Annotated in this window: 21 protein-coding genes; 16 read left to right on the forward strand and 5 right to left on the reverse strand. The window is 31.3% G+C overall.

Annotation, left to right across the window (positions count from 1 at the left end; genetic code table 11):
- Window positions 1-3: 3 nt before the first annotated feature.
- Window positions 4-330 (reverse strand): bacillithiol system redox-active protein YtxJ, encoded by a 327-nt coding sequence (gene ytxJ / locus FBFL15_RS06570; protein ID WP_014083841.1) that lies wholly within the window; start codon window positions 328-330, stop codon window positions 4-6.
- A 192-nt stretch (window positions 331-522) separates the two neighbouring features.
- Between ytxJ and FBFL15_RS15995 the strand changes: the two genes are divergently transcribed.
- The 10 genes from FBFL15_RS15995 to FBFL15_RS06625 all read left to right on the forward strand — a co-directional run bounded on the left by FBFL15_RS15995 (window position 523) and on the right by FBFL15_RS06625 (window position 12,477).
- The gene (locus FBFL15_RS15995) at window positions 523-1,575 is read left to right on the forward strand and encodes an acyltransferase family protein (RefSeq protein ID WP_014083842.1); all 1,053 of its coding nucleotides are present in this window, start codon (window positions 523-525) and stop codon (window positions 1,573-1,575) included.
- Window positions 1,576-2,161: 586 nt separating this feature from the next.
- Window positions 2,162-3,250 (forward strand): FAD-dependent monooxygenase, encoded by a 1,089-nt coding sequence (locus FBFL15_RS06580; RefSeq protein WP_044032191.1) that lies wholly within the window; start codon window positions 2,162-2,164, stop codon window positions 3,248-3,250.
- Window positions 3,247-4,407 carry a pyridoxal phosphate-dependent aminotransferase gene (locus FBFL15_RS06585; protein ID WP_014083844.1) on the forward strand — a complete coding sequence of 387 codons (1,161 nt, stop codon included), beginning with the start codon at window positions 3,247-3,249 and terminating at the stop codon, window positions 4,405-4,407. Before FBFL15_RS06580 ends, FBFL15_RS06585 begins: the two co-directional genes overlap by 4 nt.
- Window positions 4,408-4,578: 171 nt before the next feature.
- Window positions 4,579-5,709 carry a tRNA guanosine(34) transglycosylase Tgt gene (gene tgt / locus FBFL15_RS06590; protein WP_014083845.1) on the forward strand — a complete coding sequence of 377 codons (1,131 nt, stop codon included), beginning with the start codon at window positions 4,579-4,581 and terminating at the stop codon, window positions 5,707-5,709.
- Window positions 5,710-5,795: 86 nt separating this feature from the next.
- The gene (locus FBFL15_RS06595) at window positions 5,796-6,884 is read left to right on the forward strand and encodes an LptF/LptG family permease (RefSeq protein WP_014083846.1); all 1,089 of its coding nucleotides are present in this window, start codon (window positions 5,796-5,798) and stop codon (window positions 6,882-6,884) included.
- Window positions 6,871-7,758, forward strand: coding sequence for a DMT family transporter (locus tag FBFL15_RS06600; RefSeq protein WP_014083847.1), 888 nt, complete (start codon window positions 6,871-6,873; stop codon window positions 7,756-7,758). Before FBFL15_RS06595 ends, FBFL15_RS06600 begins: the two co-directional genes overlap by 14 nt.
- A 288-nt stretch (window positions 7,759-8,046) precedes the next feature.
- Window positions 8,047-9,000, forward strand: coding sequence for an acetyl-CoA carboxylase carboxyltransferase subunit alpha (locus tag FBFL15_RS06605; protein ID WP_014083848.1), 954 nt, complete (start codon window positions 8,047-8,049; stop codon window positions 8,998-9,000).
- Window positions 9,001-9,147: 147 nt separating this feature from the next.
- Window positions 9,148-10,701 (forward strand): replicative DNA helicase, encoded by a 1,554-nt coding sequence (gene dnaB, locus FBFL15_RS06610; protein ID WP_014083849.1) that lies wholly within the window; start codon window positions 9,148-9,150, stop codon window positions 10,699-10,701.
- 644 nt (window positions 10,702-11,345) lie between these two features.
- Window positions 11,346-11,903, forward strand: coding sequence for an outer membrane beta-barrel protein (locus FBFL15_RS15730; RefSeq protein ID WP_014083850.1), 558 nt, complete (start codon window positions 11,346-11,348; stop codon window positions 11,901-11,903).
- A gap of 22 nt (window positions 11,904-11,925) precedes the next feature.
- On the forward strand, window positions 11,926-12,477 hold the full coding sequence (locus tag FBFL15_RS06625) for a hypothetical protein (RefSeq protein ID WP_014083851.1): 552 nt from the start codon (window positions 11,926-11,928) through the stop codon (window positions 12,475-12,477).
- Between the two features lie 119 nt (window positions 12,478-12,596).
- On the opposite strand, the gene FBFL15_RS06630 is transcribed toward FBFL15_RS06625, so the two are convergent.
- Window positions 12,597-13,670, reverse strand: a complete 1,074-nt coding sequence (locus FBFL15_RS06630) for an IS5 family transposase (protein WP_197535537.1) — start codon at window positions 13,668-13,670, stop codon at window positions 12,597-12,599.
- A 546-nt stretch (window positions 13,671-14,216) separates the two neighbouring features.
- Here FBFL15_RS06630 and FBFL15_RS06635 point away from each other — a divergent pair.
- The 4 genes from FBFL15_RS06635 (at window position 14,217) to FBFL15_RS06650 (ending at window position 18,013) form a co-directional block, all read left to right on the forward strand.
- Window positions 14,217-14,525, forward strand: coding sequence for a helix-turn-helix domain-containing protein (locus FBFL15_RS06635; protein ID WP_014083853.1), 309 nt, complete (start codon window positions 14,217-14,219; stop codon window positions 14,523-14,525).
- On the forward strand, window positions 14,515-15,801 hold the full coding sequence (gene dcm / locus FBFL15_RS06640; RefSeq protein WP_014083854.1) for a DNA (cytosine-5-)-methyltransferase: 1,287 nt from the start codon (window positions 14,515-14,517) through the stop codon (window positions 15,799-15,801). The genes FBFL15_RS06635 and dcm overlap by 11 nt, the downstream gene beginning before the upstream one ends.
- A complete protein-coding gene (locus FBFL15_RS06645) occupies window positions 15,785-17,185 on the forward strand; it encodes a Sau3AI family type II restriction endonuclease (protein WP_014083855.1) in 1,401 nt (466 codons plus the stop codon). The genes dcm and FBFL15_RS06645 overlap by 17 nt, the downstream gene beginning before the upstream one ends.
- Window positions 17,186-17,491: 306 nt before the next feature.
- A complete protein-coding gene (locus FBFL15_RS06650; RefSeq protein ID WP_014083856.1) occupies window positions 17,492-18,013 on the forward strand; it encodes a hypothetical protein in 522 nt (173 codons plus the stop codon).
- 370 nt (window positions 18,014-18,383) lie between these two features.
- Here FBFL15_RS06650 and murB read toward each other — a convergent pair whose 3' ends face one another.
- The 3 genes from murB to FBFL15_RS06665 are packed head-to-tail and all read right to left on the reverse strand — an operon-like array spanning window position 18,384 to window position 20,789.
- Window positions 18,384-19,397 (reverse strand): UDP-N-acetylmuramate dehydrogenase, encoded by a 1,014-nt coding sequence (gene murB, locus FBFL15_RS06655; RefSeq protein WP_014083857.1) that lies wholly within the window; start codon window positions 19,395-19,397, stop codon window positions 18,384-18,386.
- 23 nt (window positions 19,398-19,420) lie between these two features.
- Entirely contained in the window at window positions 19,421-20,092 is a 672-nt protein-coding gene (locus tag FBFL15_RS06660; RefSeq protein WP_014083858.1) for a DUF2461 domain-containing protein, read from the reverse strand.
- 1 nt (window position 20,093) lies between these two features.
- On the reverse strand, window positions 20,094-20,789 hold the full coding sequence (locus FBFL15_RS06665) for a thioredoxin domain-containing protein (protein WP_014083859.1): 696 nt from the start codon (window positions 20,787-20,789) through the stop codon (window positions 20,094-20,096).
- A gap of 833 nt (window positions 20,790-21,622) precedes the next feature.
- Here FBFL15_RS06665 and FBFL15_RS06670 point away from each other — a divergent pair.
- Window positions 21,623-22,933, forward strand: coding sequence for a T9SS type A sorting domain-containing protein (locus FBFL15_RS06670; RefSeq protein ID WP_014083860.1), 1,311 nt, complete (start codon window positions 21,623-21,625; stop codon window positions 22,931-22,933).
- Between the two features lie 224 nt (window positions 22,934-23,157).
- Window positions 23,158-26,112, forward strand: a complete 2,955-nt coding sequence (locus FBFL15_RS06675) for a triple tyrosine motif-containing protein (protein WP_276524793.1) — start codon at window positions 23,158-23,160, stop codon at window positions 26,110-26,112.
- The last annotated feature ends 236 nt before the right edge of the window (window positions 26,113-26,348 follow it).

Below are 26,348 nucleotides of genomic sequence, written 5' to 3' on the forward strand. Positions count from 1 at the left end.
TTTTTATAAATTTGCAAGTTCTAATGCATCTATCTCACTATGAGATGCGTTGAAAATGGCTTTTCCGTTTTCAATCAATATAATTTGCGGTGATTGATGTTCTACGGAGTAATCTTCAGCAATTTGATTAGAAATGTGACGGTTTGCTATCAAATCCAAAAAATAAGGTGTAATGCTGTTGTCTAAGTTAAAATCTTTTTCAAATTGTTTTAAAGCCATTTTACTAACGATACAACGTGTACTATGCTTAAAAACAAGCATTTTTTTTTCAAATGATTCTTGTTTAATTTGCTCTAACTGAGTTAAATTTTCTAAAATATTCCAATTCATTTTGTATTTATTTATATATTGTATTTTATTATTATTTAGAAATATAAGACTATTTATAATAAATTAAATTCAGAATTTATTTATTTATTTTACATCTAAATTCTACACAAAAATACATTTTAAATAATAAAGTAAATAATATTAAATGTTAAATAAAAAATTTAATTACTTTGCCGTTTTTTTCAATAACCAATGCGAGTAGAACAACTAACCTTTACTAGATTTTTAGCAGCCATTTCAATAGTGATATACCATTATGGTAAAAATGTATATCCATACAATATTCCGTGGGTTTGGCAAGTCTTAGGTCAAGCTAATGTAGGCGTTAGCTATTTTTTTATCCTATCGGGTTTTGTTTTGATTATTGCCTATCAAAACAAGAATAATATCGGTTATTTCAAATTTTATAAAAATAGATTTGCTAGAATTTTTCCGATTTTTTTTATAGGAATATTATTGCTTTTAACATATAAAGCTATAAAAAAACATCCCATTTTTTGGGACGAAGTAGCTTATAATGTTCTAGGAATTCAAGCCTGGATACCGTCTAAAGCATTGTGTTTTAATTCGCCAAGCTGGTCAATTACAGTAGAAATATTGTTTTATTTCCTATTTCCATTTGCTTTCAATCGTTTTTATACTAAAACAAAATATTTACATAAAATAGCAATTGTTGCCTTTATCTTTTTTGTAGTAAGCCAAATATTTTTTCATTTATACGTAACTTCTACCTATTACAAAGGCTATCCTTCTATAAGTCATTATTTTGGGTTTTATTGGCCTCCTTTTCATTTGAATGAATTTTTAATGGGTAATGTTGCAGGTTTATATTTTATCAAATACCTACATCGATTACCGAAAAATGGGGATTTAAAATTGATGTTATTAGTTTTGGTTTTGGTACTTTTTTTATACTACAATACTTATTTTCATCTACATAACGGATTTTTAACGGTCCTATTTGTCCCTATAATCATTTTAATGGCCAATAATAAAGGTAGTTTGACAAGTATTTTTTATAATAAAATTTTTATTGTTTTAGGTGAAATTAGTTTTAGTATTTACATATTACAACAACCTATTTTCAAGTTTTGTGACTATTATTTTGATATGCAACAAATTAGCAATACAAATTTGCGGTTTCACTTTTCGGTATTGGTATTGATTTTGGTTGCCTTTTTAAGTTACTATGGAATAGAAAAACCATTAAAAACAAAAATAAGCAACATAAAAATAACAAAATAAGAACCTATTTTATATGAATTTATAATTTTACAACTCAAATAAAGATAATTTAATAAAATCATATAACAATTCTTAAAAAAAACAAATTAAAAAATAATTTAATAAAAGTAGTCCATTGAATTGATTTGAATATTCAAAAGCTAACATTCCATTCTGTTAATTTTTTAATTATTTTACAATAAATATGTTTGGTTTTTAGTAACAATACAGTCAAACTAGCTGTTTAGGTTGTGAATTGACTAGAAAAAGCAAAATTAAAAACTAAAAAATTAAATTATTTCAACAAATTTAGTTTAAAATATAATTTATTGAATAAAAAATCGACAAATAGATTAAAATAAACGTTCATTAAACAATTATCAATCATTTGCAGAAATTATTAAACAATTATTAAATAATTGAAGTTATTTTATTCTGTTTTAGATTTAATTCATATTTTTTGCATTTTAACTTATATATATATCATTTTATCGATTAAAACAAATTATTAAATACCATTTATAGCTTGTATTTTATATTAAAATCATAAATAATGAACAAGATTATTTATATTTGTTTTTCATTTTTAACTAAAATATTGAAAACAATGATTTTAATAATGGGAGGAGGCATTGCAGGTTTGACCATGGCAAATTTGTTACAAAAATCTGGTATTGATTTTAGAGTGTATGAAAAAGCACCATTAAATAATGAGAAGGGACATGGATTTATCATTCCTAATGATGGTTTAAAAATTTTATCTACCATAATAGATTCAGACAAACTGGTAGATAAAGGCAACTTTTTAACCCATTTTACAGCCTATAATCATGAAGGAATAGCCATTAAAACGCAGCAAATGAACGAGGATTTTGTAATATCAAGGCGAGATTTAGTTGCTTTATTAGAAGAAAATATTTCAATAACATCTATTGTACATCATAAAAAAGTAAAAGATATTACAATTTCTGATAAAGGAATTGAAACCATCTTATTTTGCGACGGAGAAACCATAAATCCACCATCGTTGGTGCTTTGTTGCGACGGTATTTACAGCACAATAAGACGAAAATTAATGCCCGAAAAAAAATTAGAGGCCAGTAGAGTACAAGAAATTGTTACTATATTCAAGTCGGAACTTCTTTTGAAAAGTTTGGGGCATCAATTCAAAAAATTCAAACATCAAGACGGCGGATTGGCATTTGGTATATTCAAATTAAATGAAAGTGAAGTCCTGTGTTATGCTCAATTTGACACCCATAAACACCCCCTGTTAGACGAATCTATTGGCGGAATAGTTTCGTTTATGCAACAACATTTTGGTACGTGGGTTACTGAAGAGACTGATTTTTTTAATGTTTTGAATTTTCAAAATGCCCATTATTGGAAAGTCAATGAATTGGATCCATTAGACGCTTACTACTATAAAAATGCTGTTTTTGTGGGAGATGCCGCTCATTCATTATTACCTTTTACAAGTCAAGGTGTTTGTGCTGCAATAAATGATGCTCATATTTTAACAGATTGTTTGTTGGCCAACGAAAATAATTACGATAAAGCCTTACAAATGTATTCAGACATACGAAAATTAGATATTGCTATACACAAAAAAAATGGTTCCATATTAAGAACAGAATTTTTAATGCCTATACACAAACAAAAAAACCAATCTATTCCCATATCTGTAAAATCATGATGTTTTCTAATGAATCCATTAATATCGATGCCTTAAAGCATAAAGCTTTTAATGGCAGATGGGCCACTGTTTTAGATGGCGTTATTCCATTGACCGCTGCCGACCCAGACTTTCCAATTGCATCAGAAATTACCGAAGGTGTTATTAAATACTTACAAGATGGCTATTTGAGTTATGGCCCGTTTTCAGGTTTAGAAGTTTTTAAACTGCAGGTTGCTGCTTTTTTCAATGCCCGAAAAAATGGTTGTTTTGAGCCTGAAAATGTAGTAGCCATTAACAGTGCCGCACAAGGTATGTATTTGATTGCTAAGTATTTATTAAAACCAGGAGACGAAGTCATTATTTTTGATCCTGTTGATTTTTTGTTTAAAAAAACAGTTGAAATTTGTGGTGCAAAAGTGCAATGCTGCCCCATTGACTACCAAACTGGTCAAATAGATTTTGATCATTTGCAATCATGCATCAATCCAAAAACCAAACTCATTAGTATTTGTAATCCGCATAATCCTTATGGCAAAATTTTAGGTTACGCTGAATTGAAAAAAATAGCCTCAATAGCAGAAAAACACGACTTATGGGTTATGAGTGATGAAATTTGGAGTGATATTTTGTATGAAAAAGCACCATTTACTACCTTTTCGAGTGTATCAGATTATGCTGCCCAAAAAAGTTTTACGGTATATGGTTTTTCGAAAAGTTTTGGACTTGCGGGGTTACGAATTGGAGCGGTATTGTGTAAAAATCAAGTGGTTTTGGATGATTTTATCGAAAAATCGCAATTTAATAGTACTATCGAAGGAGTGGCTACTTTGAGTCAAATTGCGGCAAGTGTGGCATTGGACAAAGGATTGGATTGGTTAGCCTTATTTTTGAAACATTTAGAATCCAATAGAGACTTTGCTGTTGCAAGTATCAATCGATCGGCTTTATTACAAACCACAATTCCCGAAGCAACTTATGTTATCTTTCCTGAAATAAAAAATGAATACACGAGTGAATCATTTGTACATCAAGCACTTGATGTTGGAAAAGTAGCATTGGTTCCAGGATCTGAAAGATGGTTTGGGACAAGGGCTTCTGGCCACGTAAGAATATGTTTTGCTACATCAAGAGCCATTTTAGAAGAAGGATTAGAAAGAATTTATAAAAGTTTTTAGATATTTATTTATACAAATAATAATTAATTTAAAAATAAACTTTTTATTTATTAATTTTAAAATTATTCATTTATAAAAAATACAAAAAATACATTTGATGGTTAAAATATTGCCAAATACAAATAAGACCATATTTGTTTTGTGTATATTTGCGAACTGAAAAATGTATATATGAAGTTTGATTTATTAAAAACAGACCCTCAATCTAAGGCACGTGCGGGCAGTATTACTACCGATCATGGTATGATTGAAACACCTATTTTTATGCCAGTGGGCACCGTTGCATCAGTAAAAGGGGTGCACCAGCGGGAGTTGAAAGAAGAAATCAACCCCGATATTATTTTAGGAAATACCTATCATTTGTATTTAAGACCACAAACTGCTATTTTAGAAAAAGCGGGAGGATTACATAAATTTATGAATTGGGACAGAAATATACTAACCGATTCAGGAGGTTATCAAGTATATTCGTTATCGGCAAACCGAAAAATTAAAGAAGAAGGTGTAAAGTTCAAAAGTCATATAGATGGTTCCTACCATTTTTTTACGCCCGAAAATGTAATGGAAATTCAACGTACAATTGGTGCCGATATCATAATGGCATTTGATGAATGTACCCCATACCCTTGCGATTATCGGTATGCACAACGATCGATGCACATGACCCATAGATGGTTAGACAGGTGCATCCTACATTTGGAAAAACTACCTTTTAAATATGGCTATGAGCAAACTTTTTTTCCGATAGTTCAGGGCAGTACTTACAAAGATTTGCGAAAACAATCTGCCGAATATATTGCCAATTCAAACCAGCAAGGCAATGCCATTGGAGGCCTATCTGTGGGCGAGCCAGCCGAAGAAATGTATGCCATGACCGAAGTGGTGTGCAATATATTGCCCGAAGACAAGCCCCGCTATTTGATGGGAGTTGGAACACCTATTAACATCCTTGAAAATATTGCATTAGGAATAGACATGTTTGACTGTGTGATGCCCACCAGAAATGCCCGAAATGGCATGTTATTTACGGCATACGGTACTATAAATATTAAAAACAAAAAATGGGAAGCCGATTTTAGTCCAATAGATCCAATGGGCATTACATTTGTAGATACAGAATATACCAAGGCATATTTGCGACATTTGTTTGCTGCCAATGAATATTTAGGCAAACAAATTGCCACTATTCATAATTTAGGGTTTTATATGTGGTTGGTACGTGAGGCCCGAAAACACATTATAGAAGGCGATTTTAGATCCTGGAAAGACAAAATGGTGGTTCAAATGAGCCAAAGACTTTAACTGTTTTAATTTGAAAAGTAGTTTTATTTATTGCTAAAAATATACTATATACTATTAAAAATCTTTAAAAAAAGTAAAATAAAAATATGCTTACAATTTTAGATAAATATATTTTAAAAAGGTATTTAACCAATTTTTCGGTAATGCTTTTGTTATTTATTCCAATTGGGATTATAATAGACGTGTCTGAAAAAGTCAATAAAATGCTGGCCAACAAAGTGCCATTTGCGGCAATTGCAAAATATTATTTTTATTTTACCATTCATTTTGCCAATTTTTTATTTCCCATTTTTTTATTTTTGTCTATTATATGGTTTACTTCAAAACTGGCCAACAACACCGAGATTATTGCCATGCTAAGCTCTGGTATTTCATTCAATCGTTTTTTAAAACCCTATTTAGTTGGTGCTACGATTGTGTGTGTTTTGGCACTGGTAATGGGATTTTTTTTAGCACCAAAAGCCAATGATGAATACAATAATTTTCGATACATGTATTTGATTGGGAATGGACAAAATGAAATGAGGCAAAACAGCGATGTATATAGACAAATATCTGATGACGAATATATATACGTAAGCAATTTCAACACCATTTCGCAAATGGCATTTAATTTTTCGCTAGAAAAATTCAATAAAGACAAAACACTCGATTATAAAATAACAGCTTCGAGAATCAAGTTTAACCCAAAAGACAGTAGTTATACGATGTATGATTACGTTCATAGAAAAGTGGGGCCGTTGAACGATATTATTGAAAAAGCTGATAAAAAAGAAGCTCATTTTGATTTTGAATTAGAAGATTTAACTCCCGTTGTTTACATTGCAGAAACATTGCCCCTTTTGGATTTGATCGAATTTATAGACAAAGAAAAAGCACGAGGAAATGCCAATATTAATATCTATTTGGTTGTTTTATACAAAAAATTTAGCGTACCCGTTTCTGCTTTTATTCTTACAATTATTGCGGTAGCTGTGTCCTCTATGAAACGTAGGGGCGGCATGGGCATGAACCTAACAATAGGAATTTTACTTGCTTTTTCGTTTGTTTTTTTTGACAAAATATTTGGTGTTTTGGCCGAAAAATCAAGCTTTCCTGCCATCATTGCCGTTTGGATTCCAAACATTGTATTTGGAATACTGGCTATATACTTATTAAAAAATGCAAAACGATAATTTAAAAAACTACCTCCACCTTCATTTTATAGTGTTTATTTGGGGGTTTACTGCTATTTTGGGGCAATTAATTTCATTGCAAGCCATTGATTTGGTTTGGTATAGGGTTTTATTTGCTTTGATATTATTAGTTATATACACGTTGGTGTATAAAAAACCTTTAAAAATTAAAGGTAAATTATTACAAAATCTTTTGTTTTTAGGTGGCTTAATCAGTATCCATTGGATAACTTTTTATGAAGCCATTAAGGTTTCAAATATTTCTATAACGTTGGCCTGTTTATCTACGGGAGCTTTTTTTGCCGCTTTTTTAGAACCATTGTTTTATAAAACCAAAATAGTTTGGTATGAAATGGTTTTAGGGTTGATTGTAATTTGTGGTTTATCAATTATTTTTAATGTAGAAACCCGATACAAAACTGGCATTGTTTTAGGAATTATAACGGCTTTTTTATCTGCATTATTTTCTGTGTTAAATGGTAGATTTGCAAAAAAATATGACGCAAGCTATATTGCAATTTATGAACTTGCTGGCGGTTTGGGATTTATGACATTGTATATGATAGTTACTCAAAAATTTAGTCCTGCATTTTTTCATATTTCTATTAGGGATTTCATTTTATTGTTCCTTTTGGCCTCCTTTTGCACTGCTTATGCTTTTGCTGCATCGATAAAAGTTATGAAAGTTTTGTCTCCTTATACGGTGATGCTAACCATCAATTTGGAACCTATTTATGGCATTGTTTTGGCCTATTTAATTTTTCAAGACAAAGAAAAAATGAGTACCGAATTTTATTTTGGTGCAGGAATTATCTTGCTAACGGTGGTAGCCAATGGAATAATAAAAAACAAGTTAAAGAAAATAAAAAAATAAAAGTTTTTTCAGTAAAAAAATGGTTCATAGGGCAAATAATTTGTCATAGTGAATCTGGTACTAATCAAAGAGGTGGGTGCGTTAGGGATAGTAGTGGAAATCCTTTTTTGTTTTTTTTTTAAAAACAAAAAAGATTGAAACGAATAGCCCGACCCTTGGGGAACGCCCAAAAAAAGAAATGAAAACAGGGGCTAATTTGTAGAAAATTGGCAATTTTAATTAAAAATATTTTCAAAATTAAAATTTAAAACTATCTTTGCTTTTCAATCCAAACAAAAACCAATACACATGGAATATTTAGATTTTGAACTTCCAATCAAAGAATTAGAAGAGCAATTAACCAAATGTCAAATCATTGGAAAAGAATCAGATGTAGATGTTTCTACAACATGTAAACAAATTTCTAAAAAATTAGAAGATACTAAAAAAGACATTTACAAAAACCTAACTGCTTGGCAACGGGTACAATTGTCCAGGCATCCAAGCAGGCCCTATACGTTAGAACACATTACGGCCCTTTGTGGCGATACTTTTTTAGAATTGTTTGGCGATAGAAATTTCAAAGACGACAAAGCCATGATTGGTGGATTGGGCAAAATAGACGGCCAATCGTTTATGATAATTGGCCAACAAAAAGGAATAAATACTAAAATGCGACAGTACCGCAACTTTGGAATGGCCAACCCAGAAGGGTATAGAAAAGCCTTACGACTGATGAAAATGGCCGAAAAATTTGGCATACCTGTACTGACACTTATTGATACTCCGGGAGCTTATCCAGGGCTAGAAGCCGAAGAAAGAGGACAAGGAGAAGCCATTGCCCGAAACATTTTTGAAATGGTACGTCTTAAAACCCCAATAATATCAGTAATTATTGGCGAGGGAGCCTCGGGGGGTGCCTTAGGAATTGGGGTTGGAGATAGAGTTTATATGATGGAAAACACTTGGTATTCTGTTATTTCGCCAGAATCTTGCTCGTCTATACTTTGGAAAAGTTGGGAATACAAAGCACAAGCTGCCGAAGCACTCAAACTGACATCGGCCGATATGAAAAAACAAAAATTAGTAGATGACATTATTCCAGAACCACTTGGTGGCATCCATTTTGACAAGCCAACTGGTTTTAAAAACGTCAAACAATACATTTTGAAAGGATTTAGCGAACTCAAAGATTTGTCTCACACCGAACTTGTGATGCAAAGAATGGATAAATACTCTAAAATGGGAGAATTTAAAGAGTAATTCCCTACATAATTATGGTAGTTAAAAAATCCGAAACATTAAGTTTCGGATTTTTTTTGACTTATCAACAATTGGCACCCAGTTATAAACAAATCTATTGTAAAACTAAAATTTTTTATTTTTTTATTATTTCATACCTTCGCACCTATGGAGAATATCAAGAATTTAGCACCCGTAAAACCCGAAAAAACACCCATTATTGGACTCGAAAAAGGCAAAATACCACCACAGGCATTAGACCTAGAAGAAGCTGTATTGGGTGCCATGATGATAGACAAAAAAGGAGTTGATGAAGTGATCGACATCCTGCAACCCGATGCTTTTTATAAAGACAGTAACAAATACATTTTTGAAGCCATTTTTCAGCTCTTTACAGACTCGCAACCGATAGATTTACTGACCGTTTCTGCCCAATTGAAAAAAAATGCCAAACTCGATTTGGCAGGCGGCGATATGTATTTGATACAACTTACCCAAAAAATTTCATCGTCTGCACACATCGAATTTCATTCCAGAATTATACTTCAAAAATACATTCAAAGAAGTTTAATTCGTATATCATCTGAAATTATAGAAGAATCTTATGACGAAACTACCGACGTTTTTGACCTTTTAGACAAAGCCGAATCCAAGCTTTATGAAGTAACACAAGGCAACATCAAGCGAAGTTCCGAAACGGCACAAAGCCTTGTAACACAAGCCAAAAGACGTATCGAAGAAATAGCAGGAAAAGAAGGATTGAGCGGAGTGGCCACAGGATTTGACAAATTGGACAAGCTCACCTCGGGCTGGCAGCCCTCCGATTTGATTATCATAGCAGCCAGACCTGGTATGGGTAAAACCGCATTTGTACTGTCAATGGCACGAAATATTTCTATAGATTTTGGTCATCCTGTAGCTTTATTCTCACTAGAAATGTCATCTGTACAATTAATTACCCGTTTAATATCGTCCGAAACAGGTTTGTCATCAGAGAAATTACGTACAGGAAAACTCGAAAAACACGAGTGGGAACAACTTTCTATCAAAGTCAAAAACCTCGAAAAAGCCCCATTATATATAGACGACACCCCATCGCTTTCTATTTTCGACCTTAGAGCCAAATCCAGACGGTTGGCATCCCAATACGGCATCAAATTAATCATAGTCGATTACTTACAATTAATGACCGCAGGAGGCTCAAATGGCAAAGCGGGAGGCAATAGAGAGCAAGAAATTTCTACCATTTCCAGAAACTTAAAAGCCCTTGCCAAAGAGCTCGAAGTACCCGTAATAGCCCTTTCGCAGCTTTCACGTGCCGTAGAAACCCGTGGCACCAGCAAGCGACCATTGCTGTCGGACCTTCGTGAATCGGGAGCCATTGAGCAAGATGCCGATATTGTGTCGTTTATATACCGTCCAGAATATTACAAAATCGAAGAATGGGACGACGACGAAGCCTCGCCAACCGCTGGGCAAGCCGAATTTATTATAGCCAAACACCGTAATGGATCGTTAGAAAACATCCGACTAAAATTTATAGGAAATTTAGGAAAATTCGACAATCTCGACGATTTTAGTGGTGGCTACGACGATTTGCCCTCCAAAATGAACAACGACAACCCCTTTATAACCAAAAACCTCCCCTCGGCAAACGAAGCCTTTGGAGCTCCAACAAGTCGCTATACATCAGACAGCGAAGACGAAGAAGTGCCGTTTTAAACCCCACCTACAAAACCCAACACACCAAAAACACTACAACACAACCCTTTGTATGAATCAAAATGACCAACAAAGAGTTCGTAAAAAAACATATTGGCTTACAAAAAAACTCCTATAAAACACCAAAACCATTAGGGCATGCCGCCAAAAAAAAGAAAGCCCCCACCAAGCCAAACCCTTCAGGCGGGGCTTCCTTTTTTTGCCGTCGGGCTATCACGAGCACATGGTGCCTTGCTCTATCCCTCATGCGGGCAACCCCCAACAGACAGTCTCCACTCACCAAAGTTTTTTTCAAACTTCTTATTTTTCGTTTTCCTACTTCAAATTTCTTGTTTCTAACTTCTTGCTTCTAACTTCTTGCTTCTAACCTCTTACTTCTCATTTTTATTCTTGCAATTTTTTTTATAAAAAAAGTTGCAAAATGTTTTTTTGTTTGTACTTTTGTGAAGTGGATATAGAATGTTAAAAACGCAATAACTTTCGTATATCTACTAGTTGGCAGAAATCTTTGAGCAACTAAACGCTTAAATTTTAATAACGTTCGCCATATGAAATTACTAAAAAAAATGCTATTGCAAGAAAATAGCCCACCAAAAAGAAAACAGAATTATCATCATTTAACAATTTTTAAACCTTATTCAATTATGAAAACAATTAAATTATTTTTTATCGCTACCATTTTATTTACACTTTCTGCAAATGCCCAAATTACAAAAGGTAATTGGATGGTTGGAGGCAGTGGAAACTTTACTAATTACAAAAGTACAATTGAAAACAATAATACAGAAACAACTCAAACTGGTAGTGCATTAACTATTGCTCCAAATTTAGGGTATTTTGTTGTAGAAAATGTTGCACTTGGAACTATTGTGAGTTTTAGCTTTTCAAACCCTTCTGGTGACAACAATAATAGTCAAGGTTATGGTGTATCACCTTTTATTAGATATTACTTTAGAAAATCTGATAAAATGATTAATCCTTTTTTACAAACGAGTTATAATTTTAGTGAAGGTAAAAGCGATTCAGGGGGAACAAATAAAAGTACTGGATATACTATTAAAGGAGGTTTAGCTATTTTTTTTAATAGTAGCGTTGCACTCGAACTTTCGCTTAATTATGATTCATCAAAGTTTAATTCAAATGTAAAATCTAATAATTTTATAGTTGGAATTGGTTTTCAAATACATTTAGTAAAAAAATAAAAATCATTTAAAAATAATTAAGATGAAAAATAAAATACAGTTTTTACAATTTGTTGCAATACTATTTATTAGTTTTAGCTCATATTCTCAAGTATCCGTAAATGTACAAAATTTGCAATACACAAATAATGGTCAATCAACAATTTCGCCAGCAAATTGCGGAAACATAGATTTAGCATCAAGTACCAGTACTTCAATAAATTTAGGAATAAACTTAAGCAAGCCAAATGCTCAAGTTGTTGGTTTAAGTGATTTGCGTGTTTATACTCAAAAATCTTCCTCAGATTCGAGAGTACAAAGAAGTTGGGTACAGATTCAAGAATCATTTTGGACTCAACCTTCAAGTGGTAATGGCACATATTCAACAACAGCAAGTTTCTCGATAAATTCTTCCGAATTTAATGTTTCAGGAGGTACTTTATTTGTAGTTTTTAAGTCTAGCGGAGGAGTAGAATATCAAACAAATTGTAGTTTTACAATATCCAAAACCCCACCACCAAGTTTCACATTCTCACCAACAAGTTTAAGGGCATCTCTAAAAACTCAACATTCTAATCTAAATCAATTTCTTTGATTTTTTAAAATTTTAATATTGATTTTTGATTATTTCATTTTTTTTAAAATAATTTTTAATATGTTGATATTCAGTTATTTATATTTTTAATTATTAGCAACAAGATGCACGTTCTCTACTTAAATTGCTTGCAATTGAATTTTTCTAAACATATTGTAAGTCAAATTCATTAAACCAACAATACCCTCAATTCTTTTTATACCAATGGCACATAAATTCATTCCATTCATACTTCCTTCCATAAAACCAAAAATGTGTTCCACTCGTGATCTAACTCTCGATTTTTCTTTATTAATTTCCTTGACTTGATCTGTTAAAGGACTATTTTTATAACCCTTTTTACAGGTTTTGTCAATCATTTCTTTATTCGAAAATATGTCTTGTTGGGTTTGACCACTATAAACTGAATCTCCATAAAAATCTTCATATGTATCCTTGTCATCTAACAGACTATCAAGTATTTGAGAATCATGAACAGAAGCATCTGTTACTTTATATTTTACTATTAGTTTACTTTTCGCATCAGCTTTTATGTGGTTTTTGTAACCATAATGGCTCACATTATTTTTTTTTGTCCATCTTGCATCTAAATCTTTTTGCTCTTTTTTATTAGGATTCTCTTCAAATGATTTTGGAGTTTCCCCCTCTTTTATTTGTTTATTTTCGTCTCTTGAATTACGTTGATTTGGAACTTCTATAAAGCTTGCATCAATAATTTTGCCTTCATTTACAACTAATCCTAACTGCTCTAATTCTTTTAAAAATAAAGCAAAAACAACATCAACTAGTTCTAAATTAACCATTTGCTCTCTAAAATTCCAAACGGTTTTACTATTAGGAATATCGTCAGCAATAGATAAATTTAAAAATCGCATAAAGCTCATTCTGTCATTAATTTGATATTCTATTTGGTCATCAGACAGATTATAATAACGTTGAAGTATCAATATTTTGAACATCATCATGTAATCAAAAGGGCGACGACCGCCCTTGCCTTTTGCCACTTTTTCAAACCCATTTTCTAAAACTGTTCTAAATACCTCAAAATCAATACCTTGATTGAGTTTCTCTAATGGATCGCCTAATTTACTCAACTTTGAAAGTCGAATATCTTGGTCAAAAAATCCGTAATCTCTATGTCGTTTAAATGCTTTCATAATGGCCACAATATACTGATTTTTAATTTGTTTCACAAATTATTAACGAGATTTTTTTTAATAAATTAGTTTTTAGAGGTTACCTTATGTTTGTAGTGGATATACGAGTGATAAAAGCAAAAGCAAATTTTACATTTAAAATGAATTAAAGTTAGCAAACCATTTTTAACAAACCCTATTCAAGCAGCTTTTTTTTCAAAAACAAGATGACCTACAAAAAATGTAGCGACCTTTCATCCATAGCCCAAGGGCGACCTTCAGTTAGACTCCACAAGAGTAACCCTGAACATACAGCAACAAACTGCAGGCACTTTTTTGAAAAAAATATGTTGTAATGATACGTTTGTTTTACGATAATATTTATTCATGTGGCTTTTTTATAAAAAAGTTGTATAGTATTTTTTTTTTTTGTACTTTTGTGAAGTGGATATAGAATGTTAAAAACGCAACAACTTTCGTATATCTACTAGTTGTGTGAAATGCCTTGCGAGACGCTGAAAAAACTGCATCTAATAAAATAATCTTAAAAAAAATTGTTTCTAAAATTAATTTGACTATTTTTGTCAAAACAAATTTTGTCTTATGGAAACATTTGGAGATATTATTAAAAACGAAAGAGAAAGCAAAAGTTTAATATTGCGACAAGTTGCTTCTGCACTTGACATTGATCAAGCTATTGTTAGTAAATTTGAACGTGGAGAAAGAAAACCATCAAAAGAACAAGTTGAAAAATTTGCTGAATTTTACGATTTAGACAAAAACAAATTAATTACAAGTTGGTTAAGCGATCAAATTGCAAATACAATTCTTTATGAAGAAAATATCGGAGAAGTTCTAAAAGTAGCAGAAGAAAAAGCAATTTACTTAAAAACTATTCACGATGGAAAATAAAATAAAAGTAGTAGAATTGTTTGCAGGTGTTGGAGGTTTCAGACTTGGTTTAGAAGGTTGGAATAATAAATCCGCATCGTCAAATTACAAAGAAGATTTTGAAAGTCCATATGAAATAGTTTGGAGCAATCAATGGGAACCATCTACAAAAGTACAACACGCTTCAATGGTTTACGAAAGCCGTTGGGATAAAAAAAGTCATTGTAATCAAGATATTTCAACTGTTGAAATATCACAAATTCCTGATCACGATTTATTAGTTGGCGGTTTTCCGTGTCAAGATTATTCAGTTGCAACAACGCTAAAAAACTCAAAAGGATTAATTGGAAAAAAAGGTGTTTTGTGGTGGTCAATTCATAAAATATTAAGTGAAAAAGAAAATAAACCAAAATATTTATTTTTAGAAAATGTTGACAGACTTTTAATTTCTCCATCAGGACAACGTGGAAGAGATTTTGCAATTATTCTAAAGAGTTTAAATGATTTAGGTTATGCAGTTGAATGGCGAGTTGTAAACGCTGCTGAATATGGAATGCCACAAAGAAGAAGAAGAATTTTCATTTTGGCATATTCCCAAAATTCAACAATTTATAACGAAATAAAAGAAACTAATTCAACAGATTGGTTGCTTAAAGATGGAACTTTAGCAAATGCTTTTCCTGTTCAATCTGATTACATTTTATTTCCAAATGAATTCAAACTCAATGGCGATATTGTTGAAATTTCAGAAAATTTCAACAAAAATGGAAAAACAGGAATGTTTGAAAATACAGGAATTATGATTGATGGAATTGTAACGACAATCAAAACAAAACCAAGTTATGAAGATAAATTCACAATTCTAAAAGACATTATTCAAAACGGAGAAGTTACCGACGAATTCTACATTAATGAGGAAGATTTAGATAAATGGTTTTATTTAAAAGGTGCAAAAAAAGAAATGAGGAAAAATTCTCAAGGTTTTGAATACAATTACAGCGAAGGCGGAATGATTTTTCCTGATCCATTAGATAAACCATCAAGAACAATCATAACAGGCGAAGGCGGAAAATCTGCATCAAGATTTAAACACGTAATAAAAACTGCAAAAGGTTATCGTAGATTATCGCCAGTTGAACTTGAACGGTTAAATATGTTTCCAGATAATCACACAAAATTTGACGGAATTACTGACACAAAACGTGCTTTCTTTATGGGAAATGCATTGGTTGTTGGAGTTATAGAAAAAATTGGTGTTGCATTAACTCAAAAAATAAACAATGAAATTAACGTATAATCCAAGCGATAAAAACTCTGTAATAGATTACGCAAAAAAGTTAAAAGGAAAATCATTAAGACAAGTTTGCGATCCAAAAGTTTTGGAGCATTCTTATTCGGGAAAAGGAAACTTTGGGCAAGTTTTGGAGAAGTTTTATTTTGGTTATGAACCTAATTCTAATTCTGAAGCAGATTTTGCACAAATTGGAATGGAATTAAAATCCTCACCATTAAAGCAACTAAAAAATGACGAATTTCGCTCTAAAGAGCGATTGGTTTTAAACATCATTAACTACGTTAATGTTGTCAATCAGAATTTTGAAAATAGTGATTTTTTTAAAAAGAATGCAAGCATTCTTTTAATTTTCTATCTTCATAATGCAGGTTTTGAAATTTTGGATTACTTGATAAAATTGGTTGATGAGTGGAGTTTTCCATCAACAGATTTAGAAATAATCAAAAAAGATTGGCAGACAATTAATGAAAAAATTGCAAACGGAAAAGCTCACGAACTTTCGGAAGGCGACACTTTTTATCTTGGTGCTTGTACTAAAGGTGCAAACGCTTTATCAATCAGAAAACAACCATTTTCAGAAATTCCAGCAAAACAAAGAGCATATTCTTTTAAGCAAGGCTATGTAAATCATATCATTGCATCGATTGCAAACGAAAGCAAAGGAATTTACGGAAAATTAATTCCAAATTCACAAGTTGCTAAAAAACAAACAATTGAAGAAATAGTAGTTTCAAAATTCAAACCATTTTACGGGAAAACTGAACAAGAAATCGTAAAAATTTTGAAAATCGAAATCAATACTAAAGCAAAAAGTTTTTACGCAAATTTGACAAAAGCAATTCTTGGAATTGAACTTGATAAAGAAATTGAGGAATTTGAAAAAGCAGAAATAATTGTAAAAACAGTTCGTCTAAAAGAAAATGATTTGCCAAAAGAAGATATTTCGTTTCCTAATTTCAAGTATCAAGAAATTGTAAATGAAGATTGGGAAAACTCTGATTTTAAAGATATTTTAGAACATAAATTTCTTTTTGTCTTTTTCCAATTTGAAAACGAAAAACTTATCTTGAGAAAAGTTAAGTTTTGGAATATGCCCTATTTAGACTTAATTGAAGTTGAAAAAGTTTGGGCAAAAACAAAACAAATTATTGCAAAAGGCGAAATTGTAAAAGAAATAAAAACTAATAAAAAAGGCAAGGAAATTCGTTTCACGAATTTTCCTAGCAAGAAATTTAGTTCTATTTCTCACGTTCGTCCGCACGCAACAAACTCATTAGACACTTATGAGTTGCCTAAAAAAGACAAATTAACCAAGCAAAACGAATACACTAAACATTGTTTTTGGCTAAATAATACTTACGTTAAAAATGAAATTTATCTGAAATAATGGCACTTCACACAACAGCGGTTTTAAGAAATTGGGGTTTTCGGGCTTAATTTAAAGTTGGTTTTGTACTTTTGGAGTTCGGTGTTTAATCGAAAGTTTTGGGTTTACAAATCCCCAACTTCATAAATATGCAAAACGTTGTACGTCATTCCCCCTAGACTCACGCCCTGACCCCGTAAGCTAACGGTACGAAAGCGAAAAAATTAAGAGGAATAATAAATAATAATTATTGTAATTAATTGATTTACAAAACATTAATAAAACGTTAGTTAGAAATTTACAACAGAAATCCAAATAGAAACATAAATGAAAAAATACTTTTGGTTAATAATTATACTTTTTACTTTTGATTTATATTCTCAAGAAACATTAACTAAAGAAGATGTTTACACGGAAAATAATTTAGTATATAAAGTTGAGAACAATCAACTTTTTACAGGGAAAATCCAATACTTTAAGCACAAAAATCATTTGCTTTCAGAATTTGAATTTATCGAAGGTGTTTTTGTAAAAAGCATAGTTTATTTTAATGGAAAGGAAAAAATAGTTGCTGAAGAAAGGTATTACTTCAAAAGTAACAGAAAAGTTGAACGAAAAATAAAATATTCTTTTGACCACAAAATAATTTGGACTGAATATTTTGACGAAAATGGAAATAAAAAACTTGAAGAAGATTTCAAAGATGGAATAATGATTTATAGTTGTCCATATAAAAACAACAAAAAGCACGGTAAAGTATTTTCAATATATATAAAAGGAGAAAGAAATGAATGTATTTTTGAAAATGGAAAATTAATAAAACCAGAAAAAGAAAAACCGAACGGCTAACAGCTAGAGTTTCGTTGCAGCTGCAAGCCGAGCAATGAATTAAAATCAACGAATACTTATAAATAATATAGTTAATGAGTTAAAATCCTGTTTAACGAACTGAAAGAAAACGAATACTTATAAAAAATAAAATCTATTTATTTTTATCGGACAACAACGCTTAAAATAAATGAAATTGCAAAAGAATTAATTACTGAAAATTTTATCAAAAGTCTATGCGAATTTGACTATTTTTTTACTTTATTTAGACTATTTTATATATCTAAATGGTATCAAAAAAACTTTAGGATAATAAGGTAAAAATAACGATTTGATACATATTTAACTTATATTTTCCTTACTTTAAGTAACTAAAAAAAACTTACATTTTTTATAAAATATTAACTTCGGCCTCTATAAAAATACCAAACGTTTCCAAAATGGTAGCTTGTATTTTTTGAGACAGTTCCAAAATGTCTTTTCCTGATGCACCACCATAATTTACCAATACTAAAGCCTGATTTTGATGTACTCCAGCATCACCAATTCTTTTACCTTTAAATCCAGCTTGTTCTATAAGCCAACCAGCAGGCACTTTTACTTCAGTAGCTGATATATCAAAATATTTGATATTTGGAAATTTTGCTTGAATTTGACTAAAACGGGCTTTGGATATAATCGGATTTTTAAAAAAACTACCACTGTTGCCAAGGTCTTTCGGATTAGGTAATTTAGATTTTCTAATATTGATAATGGCTTGGCTAACCTCTTTGATTGTAGGTGTGTTGATGGCAAACTTTTGGAGTTCGAGTGCAATGTCGCCATAAGCCACATGTAGGGTGTGGTTTTTTTTAGTCAATTTAAAAACTACTGATGTAATAATATACTTGTTTTTAGCTTCGTTTTTGAAGATACTTTCTCTATATCCAAACTGACATGCTGCATTTGAAAACGTTTCAAACTCTTGATTATCAATTGAAATGGCTGTACAACTTTCCAACACATCTTGTACTTCTACACCATAAGCTCCAATGTTTTGAACAGGCGTTGTACCTACATTTCCTGGAATCAACGACATGTTTTCGATGCCTCCATATTCATTTTCAATACACCATAATACAAAGTCGTGCCAGTTTTCGCCAGCTTGAGCCGCCACCCAAACATGTTCCTCCGTTTCTTTTATTATTGAAATGCCTTTCAAATTGATTTGCAAAACTACTGCTTCAATATTTTGTGTCAATAATAAATTGCTTCCACCACCTAAAATTAATTTTGGTTCGTCTTTATAGGTGTCCAAAGCCGTTTTCAAAGCATCAATGGAATCAATTATTACTAGTTTTTTTGCTAACACATCAATTCCAAATGTGTTGTATGGTTTCAATGAAACATTTGAATATACTTTCATTATTGTTTTATGGGTTTAATTTATTAATTATCAGTAGTTAAGGCTCTTGTTAAAAAATCGTTTAATGGTTTTAAAACCAATAATTGAGGTACAATAATCGAAGCAAAATTGGGATCTAAAAACAAGTCATCTGCAATAGGGGTAGAGGCAGTAAAACTTTTTAATTTTAAAAATGCTATTGCTTCATGGTTAGGATCAAATCCCTTTGGAGCTTTTTTTAGTAAAACAGCATCTGATTTGTCAAAATCACCATAAATGGATTTAAAATCGGCATGGTTTGTAATTTGGGTCAAATCGTCATGAAAAAAAGCTATTTCTTTGCGTATATTTTTCAGTTCATCCACCTCTGGACACCAAACACCTCCCGCCAAAAACGAAGCTCCTTTTTCATAATGCACATAATAGCCAGGGGCATTTTTTCTGTTTTTGTTGGTACTAAACCAAAACCCCATATTGGTTTTATATGGTGATTTGTCCTTTGAAAATCGTATATCGCGATTAATTCTAAATGTACAATTTTTGACTTCCAATGGCGCTAATCGAGTGTCCAATGGTTTCATCAATTCTAAAACTTGAGCTATCATTTGATGGTACCCTTGCTTATAATGCTCAAAGGCTTTTTTGTTGTCGTGAAACCACTCTTTATGATTGTTATTTTTTAAATCTTCTAAAAATTGAAGTTGAACTGTTGTCATTTTATAATTGTTTTTTTAAGTCTATTTCCGAAATATATCCTGAATGTTTCCAAATTAACTTATTGTTTTCATACAATATCAATGTTGGCAATTCTGAAATGTTCAATTCCTTTATCATGGTTGGATGTTCATCAGCATTAAGTCTTATTATTTTCACTTGTTTGGTATCGTTTTTTTCCATCTTTGTTAAAAAGCCTTTCATTTTTTGACATGGAGCACACCACTCTGCATAAAAATCAATCAGAACTTTAGTATTGGAAGCGGTTAATTCGGCATATTCTTGTGGACAAATTCCAATAATTTTGGATGTTTTTTGGTTTAGTCCAGCGGCATTCCATTTCATAATTCCTCCCGACAGTTCTATAATGTTTTGAAAACCCATTGTTGCCATTTTCAACGCTGCCTTGTGGCTTCTGCCGCCGCTCATACAATACACAAATACTGGTTTTGTATGGTCCAATTTTGAAATCTCGGACTCAAATTGGTCTCCATTCCAATTGATATTTGCTGCCCCTTCAATATGTTGATTTTGAAATTCTTCCAAAGTTCTTACATCAACTAATTGTGGTTTCGCCATGTTGTGCAACTGATTTGAAAAAGCCAATGCTTCAATAGTATGCACATTTTCAGCATTTTGTCCTTTACAATTTATTTGCAACATCAAACTCATTAACAATAAATAGTATTTTAATTTCATAATTGATAAATTTTGTAACGTAGTTATTTAATTATATTATTTTTATTAATAATAGGACTATTTTTTTAATTATTCAATACTTATTTTTTATGTCATTCAATTATATTGATTCCTAATCAGTACAGATTCAATTTAATAGCATACAAATTAGTTTTCAACTTTTTGAATTATACGACATTCATGCCATTCTTTGCATTTGTATCTTCCATTTCATTCAAAGTTGATGCAGCACTTTAACAATTAGGAATGCGTTACGAAAAGTCAACTAATGCTATACAATTATCATTCATGCACCAATAATTTGCAAAATTTGTATCTTTCACATCAATATAGTAAAACGGCAAGATTTAACTAAATAACGAGATGGCATAATTAATAAAATCTATTTAATTTCTTTAAAAAAGAATTGGGGTAAAATTACAAATATTACTTCAATAACAAAATCAAATTACCAAGACATTTTTTATTAAATTAATTGCCATTACATAGCGAGGCTATTTTATACATCATAGTTGATGTTAAATGGCTAGTTTATTGATTTTAAAGTTTTTAAATTTAATTTTCAGGAAAATTATTAAATTAATGATGCAAATAAAAATAAATCGAATTATGAATTGCAACTAAAATACCTATACAATACCTATACAAAATGCAATTTAGCAACCAAGTATTGGACAAAAAAAATGTTATAAATTTCATTTAATATAATGATAATGAGTGATATATGGTAATAAACAACCTGTTGCTAATGGTATGGTTTTAATCATCAATATTCATGATGAAATTTTTAATAGGTATGTATATTTGTAATCTAACCCATAAATTTTTTTATTATGAAAAAAATTACTTTTTTATCAATGATGCTATTTTCAGCATTAGGATTCTCACAAACGTTGCCATTAGATTTTGAATCTAGTTCAACAACTTATACTTTTACAGATTTTGATGGAGGAGTGGTTACTAAAATTGCCAATCCACAAAGTAGTGGTATCAATACCAGTGCTACTGTTTGTAAAATGGTTAAAAATGCTGGTCAGGTTTGGGGCGGAAGCTTTATTACATTATCATCGACTATGGATTTTACTACCACAAAATTATTCAAATTAAAGGTTTACTCACCCCGTACTGGAGCCAAATTACTATTGAAAGTAGAAAATCCAGCCAGTACTATTTCTTACGAAAAAGAAGTTACCATCAACACGGCCAATGCTTGGACAGAATTATCTGTAGATTATAGTTTAATTCCTTCAAACGCTTTGACGGTTTGTAATAAATTGGTTTTTATTTTTGATTTGGGTACCATGGGCAATGGCACAGCAGATTATACTTTTTTGTTTGATGACATTTCACTTACTACTGCACCTGTTAGTACTTTAACACAAATGGATTTGCCTACTACTTTTGAAGGTACCACGGTAGATTATGGAGTAATTGGTTTTGAAGGGGCAGAAAGCTCTTCAATAGTTACAGATCCAACATTGTCCACCAACAAAGTGGTTAAAGTAATTAAATCTGCTACGGCACAACCATGGGCAGGTACAACCGTTTCTGCAGCAGCAGGATTGGGGTTTGCCACCAATATTCCATTTACAGCTTCAAACAAAAAAATGAATGTTAGAGTATGGTCGCCAAATGCGGGAATTCCTGTTCGTTTGAAAGTTGAGGATCGTTCAGATGCTACACATTCTTGCGAAACGGAGGCTACCGTAACAACCGCTTCGGGCTGGCAAACTTTAGAATTTGATTTTGCCAATCAGGCCACTGGAACGGCTGCAATGAATTTAGCTTATAACTACAATAAAGCTTCAATTTTCTTCAATTTTGGAACCAATGGAGCAACTGCAGGCGAAAAAACATATTATTTTGATGATGTGAAGTTTGGTGCTGCTGTATTGAATACCAATGTTTTTGACAAAACAGCAATTGAAATGTATCCGAATCCTGCAAGCCATGTATTGTACTTGAATGCAAAAGAAATGATACAATCTGTAGAAATTTTCAATGCTTTGGGACAAAAAGTTAAAGCGGTTTCTTTGAACCAAATGGCCGCTGCTGTTGATGTAGCTGGATTGGAAAAAGGTGTATATTTTTTACAAGCTAAAACGGCTTCTGCAAGTCAAGCCATTCGTTTTGTGAAAGAATAAATTTTTAAATTTTTTTAAGAAAGCACGACTTTATGTATTTAAAGTCGTGCTTTTTTGTGTTTTATTAAAAAAATAGTACCTTTAGCTTCAAATTTTGATTTTTTTTTATTTTAACATTAAATATTGCTGTTACTTTTTTTGAATAGGAGCTGTTTGATACCGTTTTTTGCGTGAGGGATAGCAGTGGAAATCCTTTTTTGCCCCTCTTTTTGGGGCAAAAAAGATTGCAACGGATAGCCCGACCCGAAGTTTTTACGGAGGGGCACGCCCATAAAAAACAGCTGTTTGTTGTATTTGATGGTATTGTTTTGAAATTAAAATTTACAAAAAATATATTAATAATTGTTAAAATAGTTTATATTATTGATACATGTAAAAATTTATTTGTATTTATTTTGGTTTGTCTTCTATTTGATGTTAGCGTGGCACAAGAATTGCCTCCCATTATTCAATTCAATACCAGCACGTATGGTGCGGGCAATCAGAGCTGGATGATTACGCAGGATCGTAATCATTATATGTATTTTGCTAATAATGAAGGGCTTATGGAATTTAATGGAGCCAATTGGACTTTGTACCCTTCGCCAAACGAAACCATTATCCGGTCTGTTAAAGTTGTGGATGACAAAATTTTTATGGGTTGTTATATGGAGTTTGGGTATTGGAAAAGGCAAACAAATGGCAAATTAGTATATACGTCGTTGAGTAGTGCGATAAAAAAACAATTGATAGAAGACGAACATTTTTGGAACATTTTAAGTTTGGATCAATATATCTTATTTCAATCATTTAATAGGATTTATGTGTATAACACAAAAAGTAAAAGCTTTCAAATAATTAAAAATCATCCGTATATATTTAGATGTTATAAGGTAAATAATTCGATTTATTTTCAAGCGATTGGCGAAGGTATTTTTGAAATAGTAAATGGCAAAAGCCAACTGATTACCAATGATGAACAAATAAAAAACAACCGTATAGTAGAAATTTTTAAAACCGATTTGGGTTTATTACTTCAAACGGAGCGTGCAGGAGTTTTTAAACTGGAGGGCGATCAAATAATGCCCTTTCATTTTGAATCAGAGGCTGAATTGAAGCCGAATTCTATTTTTTGTGCCCAAAAATTGTCCGATGGAGGCTTTGCGTTGGGTACTATTTCAAATGGTATTTACATTCTTAACCATGTAGGAAAAATCAAATACCACATTACACAAAATATGGGTTTGAGTAACAATACGGTTTTGTGTTTGAACGAAGATTCTGATAATAATTTGTGGTTGGGTTTGGATAACGGTATTAATTGTATCAATTTGCAATCGCCAATAAAAAATTATAAAGACGATATTGGTTTTTTAGGAACGGTGTATGCCTCGGCTAAATTTGAAGACAACATTTATATAGGTACAAATCAAGGTTTGTATTATAAAAAATGGAATTCTAATGAAGCTTTTCGGTTTATTGCAGGCACAAAAGGACAAGTTTGGACGTTGTTTCCATATAAAAATCAATTGTTTTGTGGCCACGATATGGGAACATTTTTAATACAAAAAAATTCGATTCAAATAATATACAAACAATCGGGCACCTGGAAATTTAACGTATTGCCCCATGCACCACATTTAATTTTGCAAGGCAATTATAATGGGTTGTCGGTTTTAGAAGAGCAAAATGGCAGTTGGGTTTTTAGAAATAAGTTGCAAGGATATGATATTTCGTCAAGATATTTTGAAGTATCAAATAAAAATGACATCTATGTTGGACATGAATACAAAGGAATATTGAAGATAATTCCTGATCAAGATTTTTCTAAAGTCAAGCATTTTAGCATTTTAAACCATCCAATCAAAGGAAAGCACATTAGTTTGGCACAATATAATGGTCAAATTTTTTATGCTGGAAAACAAGGCATTTTCAGATTGAATAATCAAACCAATCAGTTTGAAAAAGAAGTTTCGATGAGTCAAATATTTATGAATAACGAATACATTTCTGGAAAAATGAATATAGACAATACCAATAAAATGTGGTTTTTTACAAAACATTATATGTATTATTTTACTTCGGGTAATTTTGATTCCAATTTAAAGAAACATAAAATTCCAATTCCATTTTCAACCATTTTTCCAATGATTGGTTACGAAAATATAGCTCAAATTGCCAATAACGAATATTTAGTGGGAAAAACAGACGGCTATTTTATCATCAATTTGTATGATTTTAAAGTAAAACCACAACGAATTTATATAACTAACATTACGGTAAATAAACTCAATAGTTCCAACGATAATTTATCTATAACAGAAACAGGTACTTTGTCGCATGATGCTAATAATTTGGTTTTTAATTTTACGGTGCCACAATACAATAAATTTTTGGATGTAGAATACCAATATGTTTTGGTTGGTTTGCAAAATGAATGGAGCGAATGGAGTTCTAAAACAACAGTAAATTTTAAAAATTTAGAGCCAGGAGACTATGTTTTTAAGGTGAAGGCAAAAATTGCTAACACTAACAGCGAAAACGAGGCCATGTATCGATTTACTATAAAAAAACCTTGGTACGCATCAACTTTGGCCTTGCTAATTTACTTTGTTGTATTTGGAGTAATGGCCTATTACATCAATAAATTTTATAAAATATATTATCAAAAACAAGAACAAAAATTGATAGCAGAGAATAATCGTTTGTTAGAAATAGCGGCATTGGAAAATGAGCAACAATTGATGAAACTTAAAAACGAACAATTGTCGCAGGATGTTGATGCAAAAAGCAAAGAATTGGCCGTTTCGACCATGAGTTTGATAAAGAAAAATGAATTATTGGAACTGATTAAAGAAGATTTGAAGAAAACATCAAAAGAAAGCGAGAACAGAAGTATCAAATCGATGATTTCGACGATAAATAAAAACATCACCGAAGAGGACAATTGGAACAAGTTTAGAGAAGCTTACGATACTACTGATAAAGATTTTTTAAAGAAAATGAAAACGGCCCACCCGAGTTTAACTCCAAGCGACTTGAAACTATGTGCCTATTTGCGATTGAATTTATCGTCGAAAGAAATAGCACCAATGTTGCACATATCCATTAGGAGTGTAGAAGTGAAAAGATACCGATTGCGAAAAAAATTAAATTTAGAGCATGATGCGGGACTTGTTAATTATATATTGGGCATTTAACTATACAAGTTTGAATCAAAAAAACACAACATTACCACAACATTAACCTTTTCGTTTTTTTTAATTATAAAAAAAATCGTAAAAAATATAATTTTCAAAAATGCTAAAGGGCTTGATTTATTGATAGTTTATGAAAAATATAAAAAAAATATAAAAAAAATTCATAATGTATATTTTTTGTTGAGGTTCTTAATATTAATGGAATAGAAATTACAAATACTTTTACAAAACTTTAA

It is taken from the genome of Flavobacterium branchiophilum FL-15 (assembly GCF_000253275.1).
Lineage (GTDB): Bacteria > Bacteroidota > Bacteroidia > Flavobacteriales > Flavobacteriaceae > Flavobacterium > Flavobacterium branchiophilum.